The organism is Marinomonas communis, from assembly GCF_004363305.1.
In the GTDB taxonomy this organism is placed as follows: domain Bacteria; phylum Pseudomonadota; class Gammaproteobacteria; order Pseudomonadales; family Marinomonadaceae; genus Marinomonas; species Marinomonas communis.
Map to the genome: position 1 here is coordinate 971341 of NZ_SNZA01000001.1, position 20405 is coordinate 991745.

General features: G+C 45.4%; 17 protein-coding genes. 8 read left to right on the plus strand and 9 right to left on the minus strand.

The annotated features are described in order from the left end of the window. Positions 1-87: 87 nt before the first annotated feature. The 4 genes from C8D85_RS04555 to C8D85_RS04570 all read right to left on the minus strand — a co-directional run bounded on the left by C8D85_RS04555 (position 88) and on the right by C8D85_RS04570 (position 4633). Positions 88-1605 carry a tripartite tricarboxylate transporter permease gene (locus tag C8D85_RS04555; RefSeq protein WP_133560156.1) on the minus strand — a complete coding sequence of 506 codons (1518 nt, stop codon included), beginning with the start codon at positions 1603-1605 and terminating at the stop codon, positions 88-90. A 3-nt stretch (positions 1606-1608) separates the two neighbouring features. After that, entirely contained in the window at positions 1609-2049 is a 441-nt protein-coding gene (locus tag C8D85_RS04560) for a tripartite tricarboxylate transporter TctB family protein (protein ID WP_133560157.1), read from the minus strand. A gap of 67 nt (positions 2050-2116) precedes the next feature. Beyond that, the gene (locus C8D85_RS04565) at positions 2117-3109 is read right to left on the minus strand and encodes a Bug family tripartite tricarboxylate transporter substrate binding protein (RefSeq protein ID WP_133560158.1); all 993 of its coding nucleotides are present in this window, start codon (positions 3107-3109) and stop codon (positions 2117-2119) included. Positions 3110-3403: 294 nt separating this feature from the next. Continuing rightward, the gene (locus C8D85_RS04570) at positions 3404-4633 is read right to left on the minus strand and encodes a pyridoxal-phosphate-dependent aminotransferase family protein (RefSeq protein ID WP_133560159.1); all 1230 of its coding nucleotides are present in this window, start codon (positions 4631-4633) and stop codon (positions 3404-3406) included. Between the two features lie 676 nt (positions 4634-5309). On the opposite strand from C8D85_RS04570, the gene C8D85_RS04575 reads away from it, so the two are divergent. The 3 genes from C8D85_RS04575 (at position 5310) to C8D85_RS04585 (ending at position 9276) form a co-directional block, all read left to right on the plus strand. Continuing rightward, positions 5310-6170 carry an HAD-IIB family hydrolase gene (locus C8D85_RS04575; protein ID WP_228189796.1) on the plus strand — a complete coding sequence of 287 codons (861 nt, stop codon included), beginning with the start codon at positions 5310-5312 and terminating at the stop codon, positions 6168-6170. 60 nt (positions 6171-6230) lie between these two features. Next, entirely contained in the window at positions 6231-7457 is a 1227-nt protein-coding gene (locus C8D85_RS04580; RefSeq protein ID WP_133560160.1) for a glycosyltransferase family protein, read from the plus strand. Positions 7458-7521: 64 nt separating this feature from the next. Further along, positions 7522-9276: an alpha-amylase family glycosyl hydrolase gene (locus C8D85_RS04585; RefSeq protein ID WP_133560161.1), complete on the plus strand. Its 1755-nt coding sequence runs from the start codon at positions 7522-7524 to the stop codon at positions 9274-9276. Positions 9277-9296: 20 nt separating this feature from the next. Here C8D85_RS04585 and C8D85_RS04590 read toward each other — a convergent pair whose 3' ends face one another. After that, positions 9297-11165 (minus strand): ABC transporter ATP-binding protein, encoded by a 1869-nt coding sequence (locus C8D85_RS04590; RefSeq protein WP_133560162.1) that lies wholly within the window; start codon positions 11163-11165, stop codon positions 9297-9299. A 196-nt stretch (positions 11166-11361) separates the two neighbouring features. Between C8D85_RS04590 and C8D85_RS04595 the strand changes: the two genes are divergently transcribed. The 4 genes from C8D85_RS04595 (at position 11362) to C8D85_RS18060 (ending at position 14123) form a co-directional block, all read left to right on the plus strand. Further along, positions 11362-12564, plus strand: a complete 1203-nt coding sequence (locus C8D85_RS04595) for a Bcr/CflA family multidrug efflux MFS transporter (RefSeq protein WP_133560163.1) — start codon at positions 11362-11364, stop codon at positions 12562-12564. Positions 12565-12578: 14 nt separating this feature from the next. After that, the gene (locus C8D85_RS04600; protein WP_133560164.1) at positions 12579-12926 is read left to right on the plus strand and encodes a HopJ type III effector protein; all 348 of its coding nucleotides are present in this window, start codon (positions 12579-12581) and stop codon (positions 12924-12926) included. 100 nt (positions 12927-13026) lie between these two features. Beyond that, complete coding sequence (locus tag C8D85_RS04605) at positions 13027-13851, plus strand: HAD-IIB family hydrolase (protein ID WP_133560165.1); 825 nt, start codon at positions 13027-13029, stop codon at positions 13849-13851. A 110-nt stretch (positions 13852-13961) separates the two neighbouring features. Next, a complete protein-coding gene (locus C8D85_RS18060; protein ID WP_162847539.1) occupies positions 13962-14123 on the plus strand; it encodes a hypothetical protein in 162 nt (53 codons plus the stop codon). A gap of 41 nt (positions 14124-14164) precedes the next feature. Here the strand turns inward: C8D85_RS18060 and C8D85_RS04610 are convergent, their stop codons facing one another. Then, a complete protein-coding gene (locus C8D85_RS04610; RefSeq protein ID WP_133560166.1) occupies positions 14165-15655 on the minus strand; it encodes a TyrR/PhhR family helix-turn-helix DNA-binding protein in 1491 nt (496 codons plus the stop codon). A gap of 146 nt (positions 15656-15801) precedes the next feature. Here C8D85_RS04610 and C8D85_RS04615 point away from each other — a divergent pair, with 146 nt between their 5' ends. Then, the gene (locus C8D85_RS04615; RefSeq protein ID WP_133560167.1) at positions 15802-16755 is read left to right on the plus strand and encodes a LysR family transcriptional regulator; all 954 of its coding nucleotides are present in this window, start codon (positions 15802-15804) and stop codon (positions 16753-16755) included. A 42-nt stretch (positions 16756-16797) separates the two neighbouring features. On the opposite strand, the gene can is transcribed toward C8D85_RS04615, so the two are convergent. The 3 genes from can to C8D85_RS04630 all read right to left on the minus strand — a co-directional run bounded on the left by can (position 16798) and on the right by C8D85_RS04630 (position 20399). Further along, positions 16798-17433 (minus strand): carbonate dehydratase, encoded by a 636-nt coding sequence (gene can / locus C8D85_RS04620; protein ID WP_133560168.1) that lies wholly within the window; start codon positions 17431-17433, stop codon positions 16798-16800. Beyond that, complete coding sequence (locus tag C8D85_RS04625) at positions 17423-18277, minus strand: putative RNA methyltransferase (protein WP_133560169.1); 855 nt, start codon at positions 18275-18277, stop codon at positions 17423-17425. Before C8D85_RS04625 ends, can begins: the two co-directional genes overlap by 11 nt. Positions 18278-18398: 121 nt before the next feature. Further along, positions 18399-20399: a putative bifunctional diguanylate cyclase/phosphodiesterase gene (locus C8D85_RS04630; RefSeq protein WP_133560170.1), complete on the minus strand. Its 2001-nt coding sequence runs from the start codon at positions 20397-20399 to the stop codon at positions 18399-18401. Positions 20400-20405 lie beyond the last annotated feature (6 nt).

Here is a 20405-nt window from a genome sequence, read left to right on the forward strand (position 1 = left end):
GCTCCATAAGGCCAAAATGAAACAAGTCCGGATGATCAACTCAACCGGACTTGTGGTCAAATATTGCTATCAGAGTGTAGCAAAGTATTATGCAGCTGAACTATCCTTCGAACGCTTCATTTTCGAGCGAAGAACTTTACCAAATACCATTGGTAGAATCAGTCCAGCAAGCGCCACCACCCACAGACCAATACTCAAGCCACTGCTCCAAAGTACCGTCCAGTCACCGTCAGATAGAACAAGCGCGTGACGAAGGTTCTTCTCCATTTCAGGGCCAAGCAACATACCTAGGATAACTGGTACTAGTGGAATTTCCACTTTACGTAGTACGTAGCCCATGATGCCGAAGCCAACCATGAAGTATAAATCGATCGCACTACCCGTGATTGAGAAGATACCTACCGAAGCGATCAGTGTAACGATCGGCATTAGGTACTTAGGTGGAATGCTCAGTAACTTAACGAACACACCCACCATTGGGATGTTAAGCAGTAGCAATACTAAGTTACCTACGAATAATGCAGCAATAACACCCCAAACTAAATCTGGGCTTTGCTGGAACAACATAGGACCTGGGTTTACGTTTAGAGAGATCAGCATGGCAAGCAATACCGCTGTAGTACCACTACCTGGCACACCTAGGGTTAGCATTGGAACAAGTGCACCGGATGCAGCTCCGTTGTTACCCGCTTCTGGTGCCGCAACACCGCGTGGGTCACCCTTACCAAATTCCCCCGTGTCAGATACTTTTTTCTCAAGTGTGTAACTAACGAAGCTACCCAAGGAAGCACCCGCACCAGGCAATACGCCTGAAACGAAACCTAAAAGCGCACCACGTAACGACGCTGGCAATACAAACAGAATGTCTTTAGCGGTTAGTTTTAGCTTGTTGAGCGCCACTTGCTTAAGGCCGTCACCTGCGTGTTGCTCTAGGAAGAAGAACAGTTCAGAGATGGCAAACAAACCAACAATCGCGATAAGGAAGTCGATACCTTCGAAAAGGTGCAAGCTGTTGTAAGTGAAGCGCTGTACGCCAGATGAAATATCGATACCAACGGTTGCAATCATTAGACCTAGCGCTGCAGCGATCAGTGTCTTGAATTGGTTTTTACCGGTTATACCACCCAGTGTTGCAAATGCTAACGCAAACAATGCGAAGTATTCTGCAGGGCCAAATTTCAAAGCAAATTTTGCTAGAATCGGCGCTAAAATAACCAGACCGATTGTTGCAATAAAGCTACCAATAAACGATGCAATAGCAGACGTCGCTAATGCCTCTGCGGCCTTACCTTTGACGGCCATCGGGTAACCGTCTAGACAAGTCATCATCGCCGGCTCATCACCAGGGATGTTTAGTAGGATCGATGAAATACGACCGCCATACATGGCCCCTGCATACACAGAGGTCAAAAGAATCAAAGAAGAAGTAGGAGACAGACCCAAGCTAAACGCCAGTGGAATCAAAATCGCCACACCGTTTGCAGGACCTAATCCTGGCAGCGCACCAATCAAGGTACCTAAAATAGCACCGATCAATGCGAACATAATGCTTTCTGGTGACAACGCCACCGCAAAGCCTTGCATTAATAGTTCAATCGTACCCATAACTTACAGCCCCAAAATACCTGAAGGTAACGCCAACTCGAGCACACGCGTAAACAACACGTAGATCACAACTGATGTAATAGCACCGGTTAGCAAACTTTTTCCTGGGGTTGCCCCCATACGCCAACATAGGAATGCCACAGCAGGAGTTGCCGATAAAACAAAGCCTACGTACTCAAGGCCAAAGGCGAATAACACCAATACTAAACACACTATGCCAAGCTCAATTAGCATTGAAACGGCAGGCCATTTAGCATCTTCGTCTGGCTTAACGATCATGTAGATAGAGCCAATCGCCAAAATAATAGACAGTAGAATCGGGAATGTTTCAGGCCCTACAGATTCCTGACCACCAAAAGGTATAGGAAACTTAGTCGCTTCATAACCGTAGGTAACGGCTAAAATAAGCAATAGAACCCCAAACACACGGTCGGTAATACGCATGTATCTGCTCCAACAATAACAAGGAAAAAACAGAGGGGGAGCGGGTCCCCCTCAAGATCGGATCTAATTAGCGAATTAGACCGATATCTTTAGATAGGATTTGGATATCAAGAGTTTGGTTCTTAACGAATTGAGTGAACTCTTCACCTGATTTTTTGAAAGGCATCAGGCCGTTCTTAACCATCACGTCTTTCCATTCTTGAGTTTGGTATAGCTCATCCACTGTGTTGACCCACCAGTCGTAAGAGTCTTGACTCGCTTCGCCTGGTACGTAGAAACCACGCCAGTTTGGCGCAACGGAACTAATACCCTGCTCCATCGCAGTTGGGATTTGGTCGAATGGCTCAGGAAGACGCTCTTCAGATAGAACCGCTAGAACACGAAGGTCGCCAGAGTCCATGAAGCCTTTTACTTCTGAGATATCACCTGTAAATGCATCAACGTGGCCGCCTACTACTTGAACAAGGGCTTCAGAACCACCGCTAAACGCTAGGTAACGAATTTTTGGAAGGTTTTCTACTTGAGCTTCTTTTGCAGTGATTAGGACTTTCAAATGATCCCAGCCACCCGATGCACTACCACCAGCAAACTTCACAGAACCTTGATCTTTTTTCAAGGCGTCCATCATTTGGCTCAAAGAAGTGTATTTTGAATCTTTACCTACAGCGATAACACCGTAGTCTGCACCCAGCGTGCCCACCCATTTAACTTGGTCAGCATTCATGCCTGGGAATTGGCCTTGAGCAAGGCGAGTTGTTGTAGCCGTACTTGCTGCAACAATTAGGGCTTCATCTTTTGCACGTTTGCTTACAGTGTGCGCGAAAGCAACACCACCACCAGCACCTGCCATGTTGACAGTTTGAACGTTACCTTTGATGTAGTCTAGATCGGTCAATACCTTACCAACACTACGACATGTGAAGTCCCAACCACCACCAGGGTTTGCTGGCGCAATACATTCCGCACTGCGTGATTGTTCGAAAGCTTGCGCTTGACCTGCGATCGCTAACGCCGCAGCACCTGAAACTAGAACAGACTTCATTGACATGGTCTTAAGCATGACTTTATCTCCTGCTTTTATTGTTTTTGTACTTAGATAAAAGATGTATTAGAACATCCATGTTGAACAACATACTCCGCTAACCTGTCACAACCCTGTCACGAGCGAAGTTTTTGTACAAAATGTGTAAAAAATACGTTTATCCATGATTTTGATTTAAATCGCCCAACGAGTGACTAAAGCACTTTCGAAACACTGATTCAGCTTAGACCAAAAATAAAAAAATCCCTGTTTTTTTATTAAAAACAGGGATTTCGGTGACAATAATATCTAGAAAGCTGATTGCGCTAACTGTTACGCCACGTCTTGATGAATCATTCTAGGCGTTTTCTGTAAGTAAGCTTCCATTTCTGCCATGCCATTAGGCTGATCTACTTTTACACCAAGGTCACGCATGGTGCTGCCAAATGCATGAAGTGTTCTAAACAAGTTGTGTTCACGACACTGCTCGCCCATCTGTCCAATACGAACAATCGGCTGCCCAAATGAGCCGGCAATTTCAACACGATAAGTGGCCGAAATATGGTCGCAGATCTGTTTTGCTGACAATCCTTCGGGAATGCTGATGCCAACAACTGAGTTTAATCGAGCAGGAGGCTCTATAAACAATTCAAGTCCCATACCTTGAATGCCAGCCTGCAATGCCTGTGAACAGCGTAAGTGACGTGCAAAACGTTGCTCAAGAGTCTCTTCACAAACCAGCTTCAACGCTTCATGCAAAGCCATAATCCCAGACACTGGCGCTGTATAGTGATAGCCATCACGATGCCAGAAATTTTCTGCTAAACGAACATCAAAACACCAATGTGTCAGTGGTGTTGTGCGGTTTTCAATGGCACGCCAAGCATCATCAGAAAAAGCAACCAGCGACACCCCTGGAATAGACGAAAGACCTTTTTGACCACCTGTAATCACGCAGTCAACATTCCACTCATCCATTTTCAATGGCATGGTACTAAGAGTACATACGGCATCAACCACCACTAAACAACCATACTCTTTAGCAATCTTCGCAATGTCTTTTAGTGTGTAGTTGCATACGGTATTGGATGTTTCACCCTGCACCATACTGATTACTTTTGGGCGCACTTGTTCGATTGCTTTACGAACACGGTCTGGATCCGCTGCTTCATGCACTGGAATATGTAACTCATGAACATCCGCACCAATACGAGTTGCCATTTCAGCCATTCGGTGACTAAAGAAGCCATTGTTCAAACACAAGATTTTTTCACCAGGTTGCAACAAGTTCACCGCAGACATTTCCATGGCGGCGGAGGCAGGTCCCGCGACACCAAGCACCCACTTGGATTCCGTTTGAAACACGTAACGAGCCATGCTTTTAACTTGGTTAATAACTTTGGCCATGGTCGGGCCTAGGTGATTAATCACAACTGAATTGGCTTTGGCAACGCGCTCAGGAATAGGCACTGGTCCGGCGCCCATCATTAATAGAGGTTCCTGTGGAAGAATATCGTCTAAGGATTGAAGTTGTGGACGGGGAATACCCGTTGAAGAGTCCATTATGACCTGCCTTTTAATGTGAAAAATATGAAAAATCCTTCTCGACTACCTTAGAGAGCAAATATCGAATTTCACTTTTTTTTAGAGTAAAACTCGGAATATTTCGCTTTTCCAAAATAATCCTCTGAAATAATACTGCAAACAGTTCATCTTTAAGAGTATAGATTTTGAAAAGAGTCGAATAACCCAAAACTAGACAACAGAGCCATACAAGTCACCAGTAATGCTTTGAAAAGGCAGCATTATTTACTTCGAAGCGTTTTCACCAGTGGCGTTAATGAGTGAAAAAATGATTGTTCTACAAACTGGCATGTCACTTTTACACCATTGTGCAGACACGCCTTAAGCGAACCAAATTGGTGCAAACACACACGATTTCCTTTGTTATCTCTAAATAGTTTTCAGCACAAAAGCCTCACAACTCTGGCGGCAAAACATTCGTCTTTATGCCACTAAAGATTCATACCTTATTCTTTACTATACCCTTTGAACACTGGGCCTTTCACTGTCACAAATCTGTGTTGCTGAAGGGATAAACTGATCGTCAAATTGTTTTTAATTCATGCTCTGGCAAGCATATTGCTTTCACTGTTATGTCAGTCGGTTTCGCCATGACACGGTGAATGTCCCAAAACAGGTCAGAGGTACATTGACTGGTATTTGCAAAGGAGGAAAGGTGACGCGCTTCATTGAAGTTAACGCCACCGAATGTATGACGACCACTTTATTAGTCTTTACAGATTTAGATGGCACGTTACTTGATCATTATAGCTATGACTTTTCTGCGGCCAGTGACGCTCTAAACAGTTTAAAAACGCTAGGTATTCCTTGCGTCTTAAACACCAGCAAGACTTACGCAGAGCTTTTAGAACTTCGTGGTGCATTGCGCCATAAAGATCCGTTTATTGTAGAGAACGGAGCAGCTGTTTATCTGCCCGTAAACAGCCGCTTCGACTCTACCCCTGAATGGACGCAACGTGGTGACTATTGGGTAAAGGCATTTGGTCCAGACCGCCAACAGCTGATCGCAACCGCAAAAACTATGAAGTCACGCTTTGATTTCGTTGGATACCATGAACTTACCGTTGAGCAGTTGATGGAACACACCGGTCTCGATGCGCACACCGCCACACTCTCCATGGAGCGAGAGTTCACTGAACCCTTAATCTGGAACGACTCAAATAATGCTTTGGCTGAATTTCGAGGCCTGATGGCTGAGAAAGGCATCAAAGTTCAGAAAGGCGGACGCTTTGTCCATCTTATGGGACAAAACTGCGACAAAGCAGTTGCTATGAAATGGCTTACCGAACGTTATCAAAACAATACGTCTGATGTCGTCAAGAGCATTGCCTTAGGTGATGGAGAAAACGACGTTGAGATGATAAGCAAAGCCAACATTCCTGTGGTAGTACGCTCGCCAGTTCACGTACCGCCAGAAATACCCAACCGAAATGACGTATGGATTACCGACTCATATGGCCCAAAAGGTTGGAGCGAAGCGATTAACCAAGCGCTGACAAACGAAGGATTTATTTAATTTTTCGGTAGGCAAACAGCCCTACCGAACAAGCATGAACCATGCTAAAGGAGACAAACAATGGGTGATTTTTACCAAAACGGCATACTAACAACACTGCATAATTTGTCACAGCGTCCTCTCGAAGAGATGGAGAATGAGCTGTGTGAATTCGCTAAAAAACGCCCAATGGCCTTGATCTTGCCTTGCTTGTATTCCGAGCTTGAAACAGAGGCGATGCCTAATATCATTCGCCATCTTAAGCAAGTACCTTACCCGATTGAGATCATCATCGGTCTTGATCGTGCCACCGAAGAACAATACAAACACGCTTTAGAATTCTTTTCCGAACTGCCACAGAAGCATAAAGTGCTGTGGAATGATGGCCCTCGCTTGCGTGCTATTGATGAGATTCTTAAAGGTGAAAAACTATCGCCGAATGATCCTGGCAAAGGACGTAATGTATGGTTCTGCATGGGCTATGCCCTCACATCGTCAAACGCTGATGCTGTGGCCATGCACGACTGTGACATCGTCACTTATGACCGCAGTTTGCTCGCTCGCTTGATCTACCCTGTTGCAAACCCTAACTTCAACTACGAATTCTGTAAGGGCTTTTATGCCCGCACAGCAAACGGAAAAATGAACGGTCGTGTAAGCCGACTGCTGGTAACACCATTGCTCTACTCGCTCAAGAAGGTTTTAGGTCATTTAGACTACCTAGATTACTTAGACAGCTACCGCTACTCACTAGCAGGCGAGTTTTCGTTCCGCCGCGATGTGATGACAGATTTACGTATTCCGAGTGATTGGGGATTAGAGATTGGTGTGCTATCAGAAATGTATCGCAACTACTCTACCAACCGTTTATGTCAGGTAGACATTGCCGATGCGTACGATCACAAGCACCAAGATTTATCTGCGGATAACGACGATGGTGGCTTATCAAAAATGTCGATCGATATTACCAAAGCGATCTTCCGTAAGTTGGCGACCAACGGCATCGTGTTTAATCAAGAAACCTTCCGCACCATCAAAGCCACCTATTATCGAGTCGCATTAGATTTCATCGAAACTTACCGTAATGACGCGGAAATTAATGGTTTGAAACTGGATGTGCACTCCGAAGAACGAGCCGTAGAGCTGTTTGCTAGCAACATCATGAAAGCTGGCAACATGTATTTAGAAAACCCTATGGAAGCACCGTTTATTCCAAGCTGGAACCGTGTAGCCAGCGCTTTCCCAGGTGTAATGCAACAACTTGAAGAAGCGGTGGCACAAGACATGCAGGAATACGGGCCGAAATAGCCCGTAATATCCAGCACCACTTACCGTTCCACTTCATGCACGACGATTTATAAGGTAGATATTCATGGATGCAGCGCCCCTTTCACATTTAGAGCAGCGATTAATTGGCCATTTACAAGTTCTGTATCCACATTTAGATGCAGGGGAAATGGCGAGAAACTGCTTAGCCACTTTTGGCTTAGATCCCAAAACAGAATCCCCACAGCCTCACAGAAACATCTGGGATCAGTCGGATATCATGCTGATCACCTATGCCGACACCCTTCGCCGTGAGAATGAACCACCCATCAATACGCTGCATCATTTCGTCAAAACAGAGCTAGCCCAATGCATCTCGACTGTTCACCTGTTGCCATTTTTTCCATACAGCTCGGATGATGGATTTAGTGTGATGGATTACACCTCCGTTAATCCATCCGCTGGTAAGTGGCGTGATATCTCGGCTTTAGCGCAAGATTTCAAAGTGATGGGGGATCTGGTGATCAACCACTGTTCCAGCCGAAGTATGTGGTTTGAAAATTTCAAAGCTGGCGTTGAACCAGGAGCCAGTTATTTTTATGAGGCCGATCCTAACGCTGACTTGAGCAATGTGGTACGGCCTAGAACCTCTCCGCTTCTGCGCGAGGTTCAAACCAAGAACGGCACCAAATACGTGTGGTGTACCTTTAGTCATGACCAAGTTGATCTGAATTTCGAAAATCCTAAGGTGTTGATGGAGTTCTTGCGCATTATCCGTCTCTACTTAGAAAAAGGCATTCGCTGGTTTAGATTGGATGCAGTCGCTTTCCTTTGGAAGAGCCCTGGTACACCCAGTATCAACCTACCCAATACCCATGAAATGATTCGCTTACTGCGTTTGATGATCGAGCATTATGCTCCAGACGCGGTCATTATTACCGAAACCAATATCCCTAACCGAGAAAACTTAACCTACTTTGGTAACGCCAACGAAGCACACTTAATTTATAACTTCTCATTGCCACCACTGTTGATTAACACCTTGGTATCTGGAAACTGCGAGCATTTAAAGAACTGGCTAATGCGTATGCCGCCAGCTCAGCAAGGTACGACTTACTTAAACTTTGTCGCATCCCATGATGGCGTTGGCTTGCGCCCTACTGAAGGTCTACTAAGCGAATGGGAGCTGGACAATCTCATCAGTACCATGAAGCGCTTTGGCGGAAAGATTAGCTCAAGAACAACACTGACGGGGGAAGCGAAGCCGTACGAAATCAATATCAGTTTATGGGATGCCTTAAGTGGTTCCGTAAGCAAAGGACCTGACCAATGGCAGTTTGCTCGTTTTATGTGTGCAGCGGCCATACAGTTGGCGCTTGAAGGGTTACCCGCGTTTTATATTCATTCATTGTTCGGTACTGAAAACGACTATGCGCGAGTCGACAATACTGGCCAATTCCGTTCTATCAACCGACACATATGGGATATGGACGATTTAGAACACAAACTTAATACGCCATCACACCATCAAAAAGTGTTTCAGGCATTACGCAACCTGATCCAAATAAGACGTGCTCAACCAGCTTTTCATCCTAATGCGACGCAGTATGTCCTACACACGGGTAACAAGCTGTTCGCATTTTGGCGCCAAAGCTTGGATCGTCGCCAAAGCCTGTTTGCGATCTATAACATTACCGATGAGCCACAAAGCTTTAATCTAGCTGAGCTAAACTTAATCGCGACTGACGATTGGACAGACTTAGTCACTGATCAGAAATACGAGGACAGGCTTGCTCAAGTTACCTTGATGCCTTACCAGTTCTTATGGCTAGCCAATAAGAAAAGTAAGGCTAAACAATAAATTAGCCTTACTTTTATTGATTACTTAGCCGCGCTCAGCGCGGCTTCAACATCGTCGATGTCTTCAGCAATAAACCCACCACTTTGATGTGACCAGAGTTTGGCGTAAATACCGCCTTGTTGGATCAGTTCGCTATGCGAGCCTTGCTCAACAATTGCGCCTTTATCCAGCACAATCAAGCGATCCATCGCGGCAATGGTAGAAAGTCGATGGGCAATTGCGATCACCGTTTTTCCTTCCATCAAACGATACAAGCTATGTTGGATGGCTGCCTCAACTTCCGAGTCCAGCGCCGAAGTGGCCTCGTCCAGTACCAATATCGGCGCATTTTTAAGCAGCACACGCGCAATGGCAATACGCTGTCTTTGACCACCTGACAGTTTAATACCACGCTCACCAACCATGGCATCGTAACCGGTATTGCCATAAGGGTCAGTTAGCCCGAGGATAAACTCATGTGCTTCAGCACGCTTCGCTGCAGAGATCATCTCTTCTTCCGTGGCATCAGGGCGACCGTACATCAAGTTATCACGCACCGTGCGATGAAGCAGCGACGTGTCTTGAGTTACCATGCCGATACCCGCTCTCAATGATTCTTGTTGAACATCACTGATCACTTGACCGTCAATTTTAATGGCCCCTTGTTCGACATCGTGAAAACGCATAAGCAAATTTACGATAGTCGATTTACCAGCACCTGAGCGCCCTACTAAGCCCACTTTTTCACCTGGCTTAATATGAAGGTCTAACGCATCAATGACAGAAATATCTTCCTTACCATAATGAAACGCGACTTGATCAAAATGAATGTCTCCATTCGAAATCGACAGCGGTTTTGCACCATCTTTGTCCTGAATCGTGAGCGGTTTTGAAAGCGTTCCCATACCATCTGCAACCATGCCGATGTTTTCAAACAAGGCGCTAACTTCCCACATGATCCACTGTGACATGCCGTTCAACCGCAAAGCTAAACTCACTGCAATGGCGATGGCGCCAACACTGATGGCACTGCCTAACCAGAGGCCAATGGCAACTGCGGCAATCACGAATGCCAAAAGATAGTTTAAGCTCTGAACACAGACATTTAGCCCCGTTACCATGCGCATCTGCTTATGCACCGTTGCAAGAAACCCATTCATGGACTCCTTTGCATAAGACAGCTCACGTTGATTATGGGCGAATAGCTTGACGGTAGATATGTTTGTGTAGCTATCCACTATTCGTCCTGTCATGGTGGACCTAGCGTCAGCTTGCTCTTCTGATATACGGCGCAAGCGAGGTACAAAATACAACTGAATAGCAATATAACCTGCCAACCAGCCCAACATTGGCAGCACCAAGCGATAATCCGCTTGAGCAATCAAAACCAGCATGGAAATGAAGTACACCAAAATGTACATCAGCACATCGAGTAACTTCATCACCGTTTCTCGAATGGCTAACGATGTTTGCATCACCTTTGTCGCGACTCGGCCGGCAAAATCATCTTGAAAAAAAGATACGCTTTGGCGCAATACAAAACGGTGCGCTAACCAGCGAATTCGCATTGGGTAATTACCCAACAAGGTTTGATGAACAATGGCCGAATGTAAAAAGGTGACCAATGGCATAGCAATCAGCACCATCAATGACATGGCAATCAAACGCCCAGATTCTTCGCTTAAAAACGTTTCAGGGTTTTTAGTCACCAACCAATCAACCAACTGCCCCATAAAACTAAATAATGTCACTTCTAATATGGCTGCAATGGCCGTCAACAAAGACATCAGTAATAAGGGGATTTCAGCCCCTTTGGAGTAGTAGCGACAAAACGCAAACAGGGTCTTTGGCGCTTGTTGGGGGTCAACCTCAGGGTAGGCGTTTAGCCACCGTTCAAAAAATTTCAACATAGGTTCTACTATAATCAATCTAGATCAAAAAAATGACGTCAAGTGAACCATATAAATGCGTAGAGCACTATCGCACATTTTGACTGGTCGTTTAATTAAGAAGTCTTTCCTTAATTGCAGGTATGCGTACTAATAAGACAATCTTATAATTGACATAATCAACTAATTAACATTTACATCTTTTAAATGGAGATCTATGCAACTCACGCTTCCTATCATTCTCGTCCTAGGGCTGCTATCAGGCATTACCCCTCTGGCCATTGATGCTTATTTACCAAGCTTCCCTAGTGTGGCCCACGACTTAAACCAAGACATTAGCCACATTCAACTGACTCTCAGCGTGTACTTGCTGGTATTTGCTATTTTTCAAATGGTTTATGGCCCAATATCGGACGCGATTGGACGTCGAAAAGTAGTGGTTACCGGCCTGATCATTTTTAGCCTCGGCAGCCTTGCCTGTGCAATAGCAGGCACTTATGAATGGCTTTTGAGTGGGCGCGTCATTCAAGCCATCGGCGGTGCCGCCGTTGCGGTAACGATCCCTGCTCTAGTAAAAGATAACCTAAGTACCAACCAGTTTGCCAAAGCGATGTCGATGGTCATGCTGGTTATGGCGCTGGCGCCATTGGTTGCACCGATTCTTGGGGGAGCCATTTTGGTTGTATTCAATTGGCATGCGATCTTTATTTTCTTAATGCTGCTTGCCATTTTAGCCATTGTGCTTTTCTTAAAAACCATCCCTGAAACACTGCCATCAGAACAGCGTACACCACTGTCGTTTAAAACAGCCATGAGCAACTATTACAAACTGACTCGTCAACCCATCATCATGGGCTACATCATGGCAGGCTCATTGCACTTTGCAGGTTTGATGTGTTTTGTGACTGGTGCATCCTTCGTATACATCAAAGTCTATGGCGTTGACGAAGGACTCTTTGGCTTCTTATTTGGTCTTAACGTCATCACGATGATGTTAGCAACCACCATAAATGGTCGTTTTGTTGAGCGTTTAGGGATCGACACATTGATACGATACGCTATGACTGTGCTAATGCTAGATGTCATTGCATTGATTTCAATGAGCTTCATGGAGCAACCACCGTTGCCTGCATTAATCCTCGGGATGATGTTCTTCACTGGCCCAATTGGTATTTTGGGAAGTGGTTTCATGGGTGGTGCTATGCGACGTGCGGGATCGTTAAACGGTAGTGTTGCAGCCCTTGCTGGTACGATTCGTTTTTCATTAGGGGCATTAAGTGGTGTCGTTTTAAGTGTGCTTCACAATGGTACTTTTGTGCCAATGTTAGGTATTATGGCTTTTTGTGGACTGACGACATACATTATTTATCGCATCGTTCGTCATTTTGAACAGCTGTCCCCTATTAGCGAAAAACACTAAGTAAGAGTATTAGCATGTTAACAACGACTACGTTATTAGAAAAACTATCTTCAGCACCTGAAACTGTCACTTTTCAAGACTCTATTGGTGTTATTGACAGTGAGTATGAATTTACACCAACCGCTTTCAAAAACGGTGATCAGGTCAATCAAGCCAACGAAAATAACGGATCTTGCAAAATCTTTTACTTCGCTCAGACACATCAAATTGACCAGGACCGTGTCCTTAACTTATTTGGTGATTTTTACCGTAAAGACGTTTTAGAGAATCCAGAAGGAACAGATCACCAAAACATTCGCCAGTTCATTATTCATGGCTGGTCAGGCATCTCATTCGAGGGCCAAGCCTTAAAAGCTAACTGATTCGAGAGGGCGAGTGATCGCCCTTTTTTAATCCATTCGGTGAACTTTAAACGTAACTAATATTCTAAGTTTGTTGAATACGACGAAGGTGTAAGCGCTTATGGATCTAGTGGTTTTTGATTTAGATGGTACATTGTTAAACAAGCAACAACGCTTGTCTGCCACCACCATCGATACACTTGAAAAGATGAAGCATGCAGGCATTGCTTACACCTTAGCGACCGGGAGAACGCATCTCGCGGCACAACCCTGTATCGAGGGGCACAACTTCCCACTATGGCAAATCTATAAAAACGGTGTCGAATGGTGGCACCCCGAGCAGCAGGTTTATCGTCACAATGGCTTGCTGGACCACCTGACCATTCGTGCCACCCTTGATGACTTTGCAGAACAAGGCGTTATGCCCTTTGTGTTTTGCCTAGATGCTCAAGGCCAACAACAAGTGTTTTACCCTGATGCGTTAGATAAGTATGGCAAAATGGTTCTTGAAGAGCTGTCAGGGCATGATAACTTGACCCAACACGACCTATCAGAGCTTACGCCTGATACCCGCATCATTAACATCAGCGCTCTGGGGCACCCATCCCCATTAAAACAACTTGTAGAACGCTGTTCTAATTACGATGACTTAGTTGCCTACTGTGGTGGTGGCATTTATCACCCCGAAACACATTGGATCGACATACATCACAACAGCACCTGTAAAGGTTCTGCAATCATACAGCTGATGGAAGAACTCAATGCTACGAATCTTATTGTCTTCGGTGATGGCGACAATGATTTGACCATGTTTGACATGGCAAACGAAGCGTACGCCACGGACAATGCACCGGATTATATCAAGCAAAAAGCAACGGCTACGGTCGGACATCATGATGCCGACGGGGTCGCTTTATTCCTTAGGGAACGGTTTAATTTATCCTAGTGGGATACGAATTTGCGCGGCAATGTTACGAATTTGCAACAAAACACTCTTTACGAAGAGAAAATATTCGCCCATAGTAGAGTCATAACGTAAACAAGTGGAGAAAGATTATGTTTGAATTTGCCCTATTTATCGCTGCCGTTGCGGGTGCGTTCTGGATGGCACATTCCCTAATCAGCACTGTATCTACACCTTCGATGAAAGCTCAACCGATCAAGATTGAGCAAGAGAAGCAACTTAAACAACGTCCTCGCGATCGTTTTCCACGCTAGACCTTAGTCGCCATCTTAATGTTCAGATGGCGATATACCTGCTAAACGATGCCATACTCTTTCAGTTTATTTGCAATGGAGCTGTGGCTTACATTTAAAAACTTAGCCAATTTCCGTGTACTTGGGTATTGTGGATAGAGCTTCCTCAATACCTGAGCCTCATAGGCTTTGACTGTTTTATCAAGCGAACCGTCAATCAAAGCAATTGGCATGGTTTCCCCTACCTCTAATGGCAGATCACTGGTTTCGATTTGCATACCGCTCGCGATATGTCTTGCTTGGTAAAGACAAGATTCAAGCTCTTTTAAGTTACCTGGCCAGTGATGCATTTTCAGCAATGCCATGGCGTCTTCAGATAACGAAATTGGGGACTCACCCGAACGTTCACCAGCATCCGCTAAGATTTCGCGCGACAAACCAACCAAATCATCCTTGCGCTCACGCAAAGGCGGCACATGCAGCTGGTAGCTACTTAGCATGAAATAAAGCTCATCCCGAAGATGATCCTGCTCTCTTAAACTCTCATCACTTAGTCTCGATAATCCAATCACTCGACAAGGCGCTTGTGTTTGATACAAACGACTTGGCTGCTCTTTTAACCAATCAATTAACAAGCCTTGGCAGGAGTCAGACATACGCTCAACATCGTCAATGGCTAACCAACCGCCTTGTTCCAGATACTCTGTCAGCGTTTCAGAAGTTAATGCAGCGCCACCTACGTAGCGTATAGCAGATTCGAACTCCAAGTTTTGCTGCTGCCAAGCGTGAAAGATAGCGTCCAGCAACCGCTTCTTGCCCACCGCAAACTCCCCTGTCATCAACATGGGGCTGTCTATCGAAACATAAGCATGAGCAAACGTTAAGCATCGTTTCATGGCCACACTTCGACATACGCTTGGCTCCATAAACCCTTGCAAGGCATGCTCTGCATCTGGGGCTTTGCGCAAACTGGAAGCCTGCCTTCCTAACCTTTGTGCAGAACGAATATAAATCACACCACCGGCACAAACATTTATAGCGTTTTCATTTGTCACGAAGTAAGGCTGCATTTCCAGCAGCATAAGCTGGCCATTCAGACGAACCCGCTTCGTCACACCATGCTGAAAAGTTTGCCAATCCAGTCGTTCAAAATTAATACTAGGGATAAACTGACTCAGTGGCTGCCCAAACATCTGAGCCAAAGAGCTCGACACATCTTCCGCGGCCTGTTGCGTTGCCATGGTGATAATGCCTTTTAAATCTACTGCAACGACACCATCTGGCAGTGCTTCAAGCAGAGTATGTAACACGTGCTGTTCGCGCTCTGAGGGTGTGTATTGCACAGTTTTCACATCTGCCACACCGCGCAAACGACGGATATCCGCTAACAGTTGAGTCAATTGCTTAAATTCAATGTCATCAAACCCTACATACAAGCAGCCAACTCGACTGTTGACCTCTACTCGACGCATATCGATATGATAAGGCACCAACAGATCGAGTATTTCCATCGCCATCCCGACTCGATCTTCACACCTAACTTCTAAACGCATATTAGCCTCAGTTTAGTTTCACATGATGATCTCATTTTGGATGATCGATGCATGCGACATTGGTCATAGTGCAGCCTATGACAAGTTCTATTCATTAGAAAAATACAGTATCATGCGTGACCATTACTAGTCGAAATGGTCCCCCTATGCAGCTCGATAAAATCGACCTCAACTTACTGCGTTATTTAGATTCTTTACTTCGTGAGCAAAACGTTACTCATGCTGCCAACCAACTTGGCATCACACAACCCGCCATGAGTAATGGCTTACGCCGACTTAGGGACTTATTTCACGACCCACTTTTGGTTCGAACCAGCGATGGCATGATGCCAACCGCGTTAGCAATCCAATTGCAACCTCGAGTACGCAGCATTTTACAGTCTGTCGATGAAGTACTGCATTTGGGACACAACTTTGACGCGGAATCCAGCGCTCGTGTTTTTCGCATTATGGCCAGTGACTATGCTGAAGCGACACTTATCCCACCACTCATGCAAAAGCTCCAACGTGAAGCGCCTAACGTCATCATGGATGTAATGAACCCAAGTGACGTAAGCTTTCATGATGTAGAGAAAGGCAAAGTAGATATTGTCATTAACCGTTTCGACACACTGCCACAATCTTTCCACCAAAAATCTGTTTGGGTAGACCGATTCTCATGCTTGGTGCCAAATGATGATCGCTTTGACGAAGTCATGAGCCTAGAAGACTATCTGGAAGCTCAGCACGTTTGGGTAAGCAAAACAGGTTTTGGCGTTGGCGTTGGTATCCAACCAGAAGAAGTTCAAAAGCTCGGTTGGGTCGATTCAACATTGGCTGAATTAGGCCATAAGCGAAACATACGCTTGTTTACCCGTAGCTACAATGTTGCCATGCGTTCAACGGAACAACTCGGGCTGGTAGCCACGCTGCCTTCGTTAGCGACACGTTTGATGCTAGATAGCCCTAGCGTTAAAGTCGTAGAGCCACCTTTTGAAATCCCACCGATCGAGCTAAAAATGCTATGGAGCCCATTGCTACAGCATGATCCCGGCCATATTTGGCTCCGCTCAACCATCGCAGGCTGTGCTAAAACGATCGCAGAAAACGCAGATCTTTAACCATGCTAAGGCGCTAATTAATCTGGCGCCTTTTTTGTATTCCTACGGCACAGCATTTAAACGAAGGTGAGCTTCATCTTCGTCAGCAATGGTGACATTCAAATCGGTAATGTGGCCATTTTTAATGCTATAACACCAACCATGAACCGTTAATTCCTGACCGCGTTTCCAAGCATTGCGCACTATGCTGGTTTGGCAAACGTTGGCGACTTGCTCGATAACATTTAGCTCGCACATGCGGTCAAAGCGTGCGCCGCCATCTCGAATATCATCAACTTCCGACTTATGAATACGGTATACATCTTTAATATGACGCAGCCAGTTATCAATTAAACCGTATTCCTGAGTTTCCATCGCTGCTTTGATACCACCACAGCCATAATGGCCAACCACCATAATGTGCTTCACTTGCAACACATCTACAGCATACTGAATAACCGATAAGCAGTTTAGATCGGTATGGACCACAACGTTAGCGATGTTTCTATGGACGAACACTTCCCCCGGTAACAGATCCACTATCTGATTGGCCGGTACACGACTATCAGCACAGCCTATCCACAAATAGTCAGGCTTTTGCTGCTCTGACAATTTATCAAAGAACTCCGGATCCTCAGCGTTTACTTTGGCAGCCCAAAGGCGGTTTTTATCAAACAATGCCTCTAACTTATTTGGCATGACTCTTTCCTTGCTTTTGATACCAGCGCAACTTTATGTCCGCGGTTAAATCGATTTGCTGTAATGCCTGGGCAGCTTTGCGCCCTTCATAAGGCGCTTTATGGATATGCGGTGTCATGCTGAGAAGTTGCCCAATGTCTTCTTGAGTAGACAATGAGAAACTAAAGCGATGATTCTTTTCCTGCACCAAGTCGAACCCTTCTATCCCCTCTGCAAAGGTCGCGCGATACGGTTTGATCTCAGGGTACAACACCTGACGAAGCTCAATTAAGTGATCAGCCCCCGATTCAATCAACAGCAAATAACCGGCATCATTTAACACACGATGAAACTCTTCAAAAACAGGGAAACCGAATGCACAGATAAGCCAATCAAAGCGTCCTGAGGTCACAGGCACATGAGCATTACTGCCAACAATCCAGTCAATGGTTTTACTGCGTTTACTGGCATCGGTGATCGCCCATTTGGAAATATCTAAACCGACAGCCGAGACGTCACGAGTAGCTGAAAGCTTCTCAGTAAGTTGACGTAGATAATGACCTTCACCACACCCCGCGTCCAAAACATCTAAACTGTTAGCTGATGCGAGTGAATCAGGTAAAGAAGCAAGAACCGCTTCAATAACTGGATCATAATAGCCGTTAGACAAAAAGGCCCTACGGGAAGCGACCATCTCTTTGCTATCGCCTGGATCTTTAGAGTGCTTTTTTTGCACGGGCAGTAGGTTAACGTAACCAGTTTTAGCGATATCAAAAGAATGCCCATGCGCACATACCAAAGTACGCTCTTGACGCTGCAAAGCAGATTGATCAAGCGGGCAGCATAAATTTTCTAGATTAGACACTCAGGCTCCGAAGTGAAGACGAAAGGACAATGACTGAATGGGCTGAATGTTAACAAAAAGTGAGGCAAAAAGGAGTTTTAAGATATGACTTTAACAGGATTAAATCAGACCTTTTGATCTTTTAGGCGTTCACCACTTCCGCTTTACCAAACGCGCCTAGGTAACGTTCAAAATCATCACTACACATAGGCTTAGCAAACAAGTACCCTTGAACCTCTTGGCACTCATAATCGGTCAGCAAATTCATTTGGTTGCGGCTTTCAACGCCCTCGGCGATGACTTTAAGGTTTAAGCTTTGCGCCATCGCAATAGTGGCTTTAACAATGGCATCATCATCACCATCGATACCCAAATCCTTGATGAAAGAGCGATCAATCTTGAGCGCTTGAATGGGAAACTTTTTCAAGTAAGCCAGAGATGAATAGCCTGTTCCAAAATCATCGATGGAAAGGGTCACCCCCATTTCACGGAAATCATGAAGTTTTTGAATGGTACCGTGAGCGTCTGACATCAACATGCTCTCGGTTAACTCAAGTTCAAGATATTGCGGATCTATACCAGTGTCCGCCAGAATCTGCTTCACAACTTCCACTAGATTAGGTTGCAAGAACTGACGGCCTGACAAGTTCACCGACAGGTTAATGGGTGGAAGCCCTTGATCCTGCCATAACTTTAGCTGTTCACATGCACGTCGAATGACCCACTCACCCAGCGGCAGAATCAGGCCACTTTCTTCTGCGATTGGAATAAACTGATCCGGCGGTATCATGCCTTTCTCAGGGTGATGCCAGCGAATCAGCGCCTCCGCGCCAACGGTTGCCTCATCCATGGAGCGTACTTTTGGCTGATAATACAGCTCAAATTGCCCCTCTTCTATCGCTTTACGCAAGCCCCCACCAAGCGTTAAATAGGCGCTGAAGCCTTCGCTCATAGACTCTTGATACACCAAATAGCCATTGTGTGCGCTGGCTTTAGAACGGTACATGGCCGCATCAGCATTCTTTAGCAAGGTATCAATGTCTTCGCCATGACAAGGGTAGCAAGCAACTCCGATACTGGTAGTGATCAACATCTCCATATCCGACACAGGATAAGGCTCAGCACCTGTAGCATTGATTAATGCAGCAATGTCTTCCAACTCTTTAGTATCTTTGACATGCTCCATCACAACGACAAATTCGTCACCACCTAGACGATATAGGCAAGAGCGAGAGGGAATGGTGGTCTTTATTCTATTGGCCACTTCTTGTAGCAGCTGATCACCAACCCGATGACCGAACGTATCATTGACGACTTTAAAGCCATCTAAGTCCAGATACATAACACCAAACTTTCGGTCACGTTTCTCAGCGGTATTCTTGGCTTTCTCAAGCTGTTGGTACAACAGATTGCGGTTGGGAAGACTGGTTAGACAATCGTAGTTCTGAAGGCGGTACAGCTTCACTTCGAAATCGCGCAGCTCTTGGATGTCCTGCGCAAACACATCGATGTTACCGTTTTCAGGATTAACGTGTGCTTCAAGTTCAAACCAGCGAATTCCATTGGTAGTAGAGAGTAAAATCTCTTGATGGACTACCCCCTTACTATTGACTCGTTCAACAAAGTGTTTGGCCGCACTATGAACAGCAAACAATTCTCGAATGTGGGCAATATTTGGAAACAATGCATGTGCCCGCTGACTCAGAAAAGACTTTTCCCCAGTCGCAGTAAATGACATCAAAATAAGAGAATTTAGGCGCTCAGGAATACTTTTATTACCATAGGACCGAGGCATCGCTTGGGACACCCCAGAAGGACATGGCATGGCTTCAACGGAGAAGCCTAATGCATCCGTTCCTAAGGAAATCGCAGTCGCCGTACAGCGATATAAAACCTGCCTAACATCGCGAAGCAACCAATGAAAGCTCAGTGGTTCACCTTCGTTGGCTTGGGCTAAAAAATGAGTTAAGTCTGACTTTAACTCACCATCTATGTAAGTCAGTCCATCTCGGCTCACACCAAGAGCGCCTGCAAAACATTGTTTTGCAGTACGGTTACTCCATGACACAGTTCCTTGTGTGATATCTATTACCCAAGCCGCTTTCTTTTGGCTTGGCACTAAGAACTCAACAATGTCAGTCATTTAATA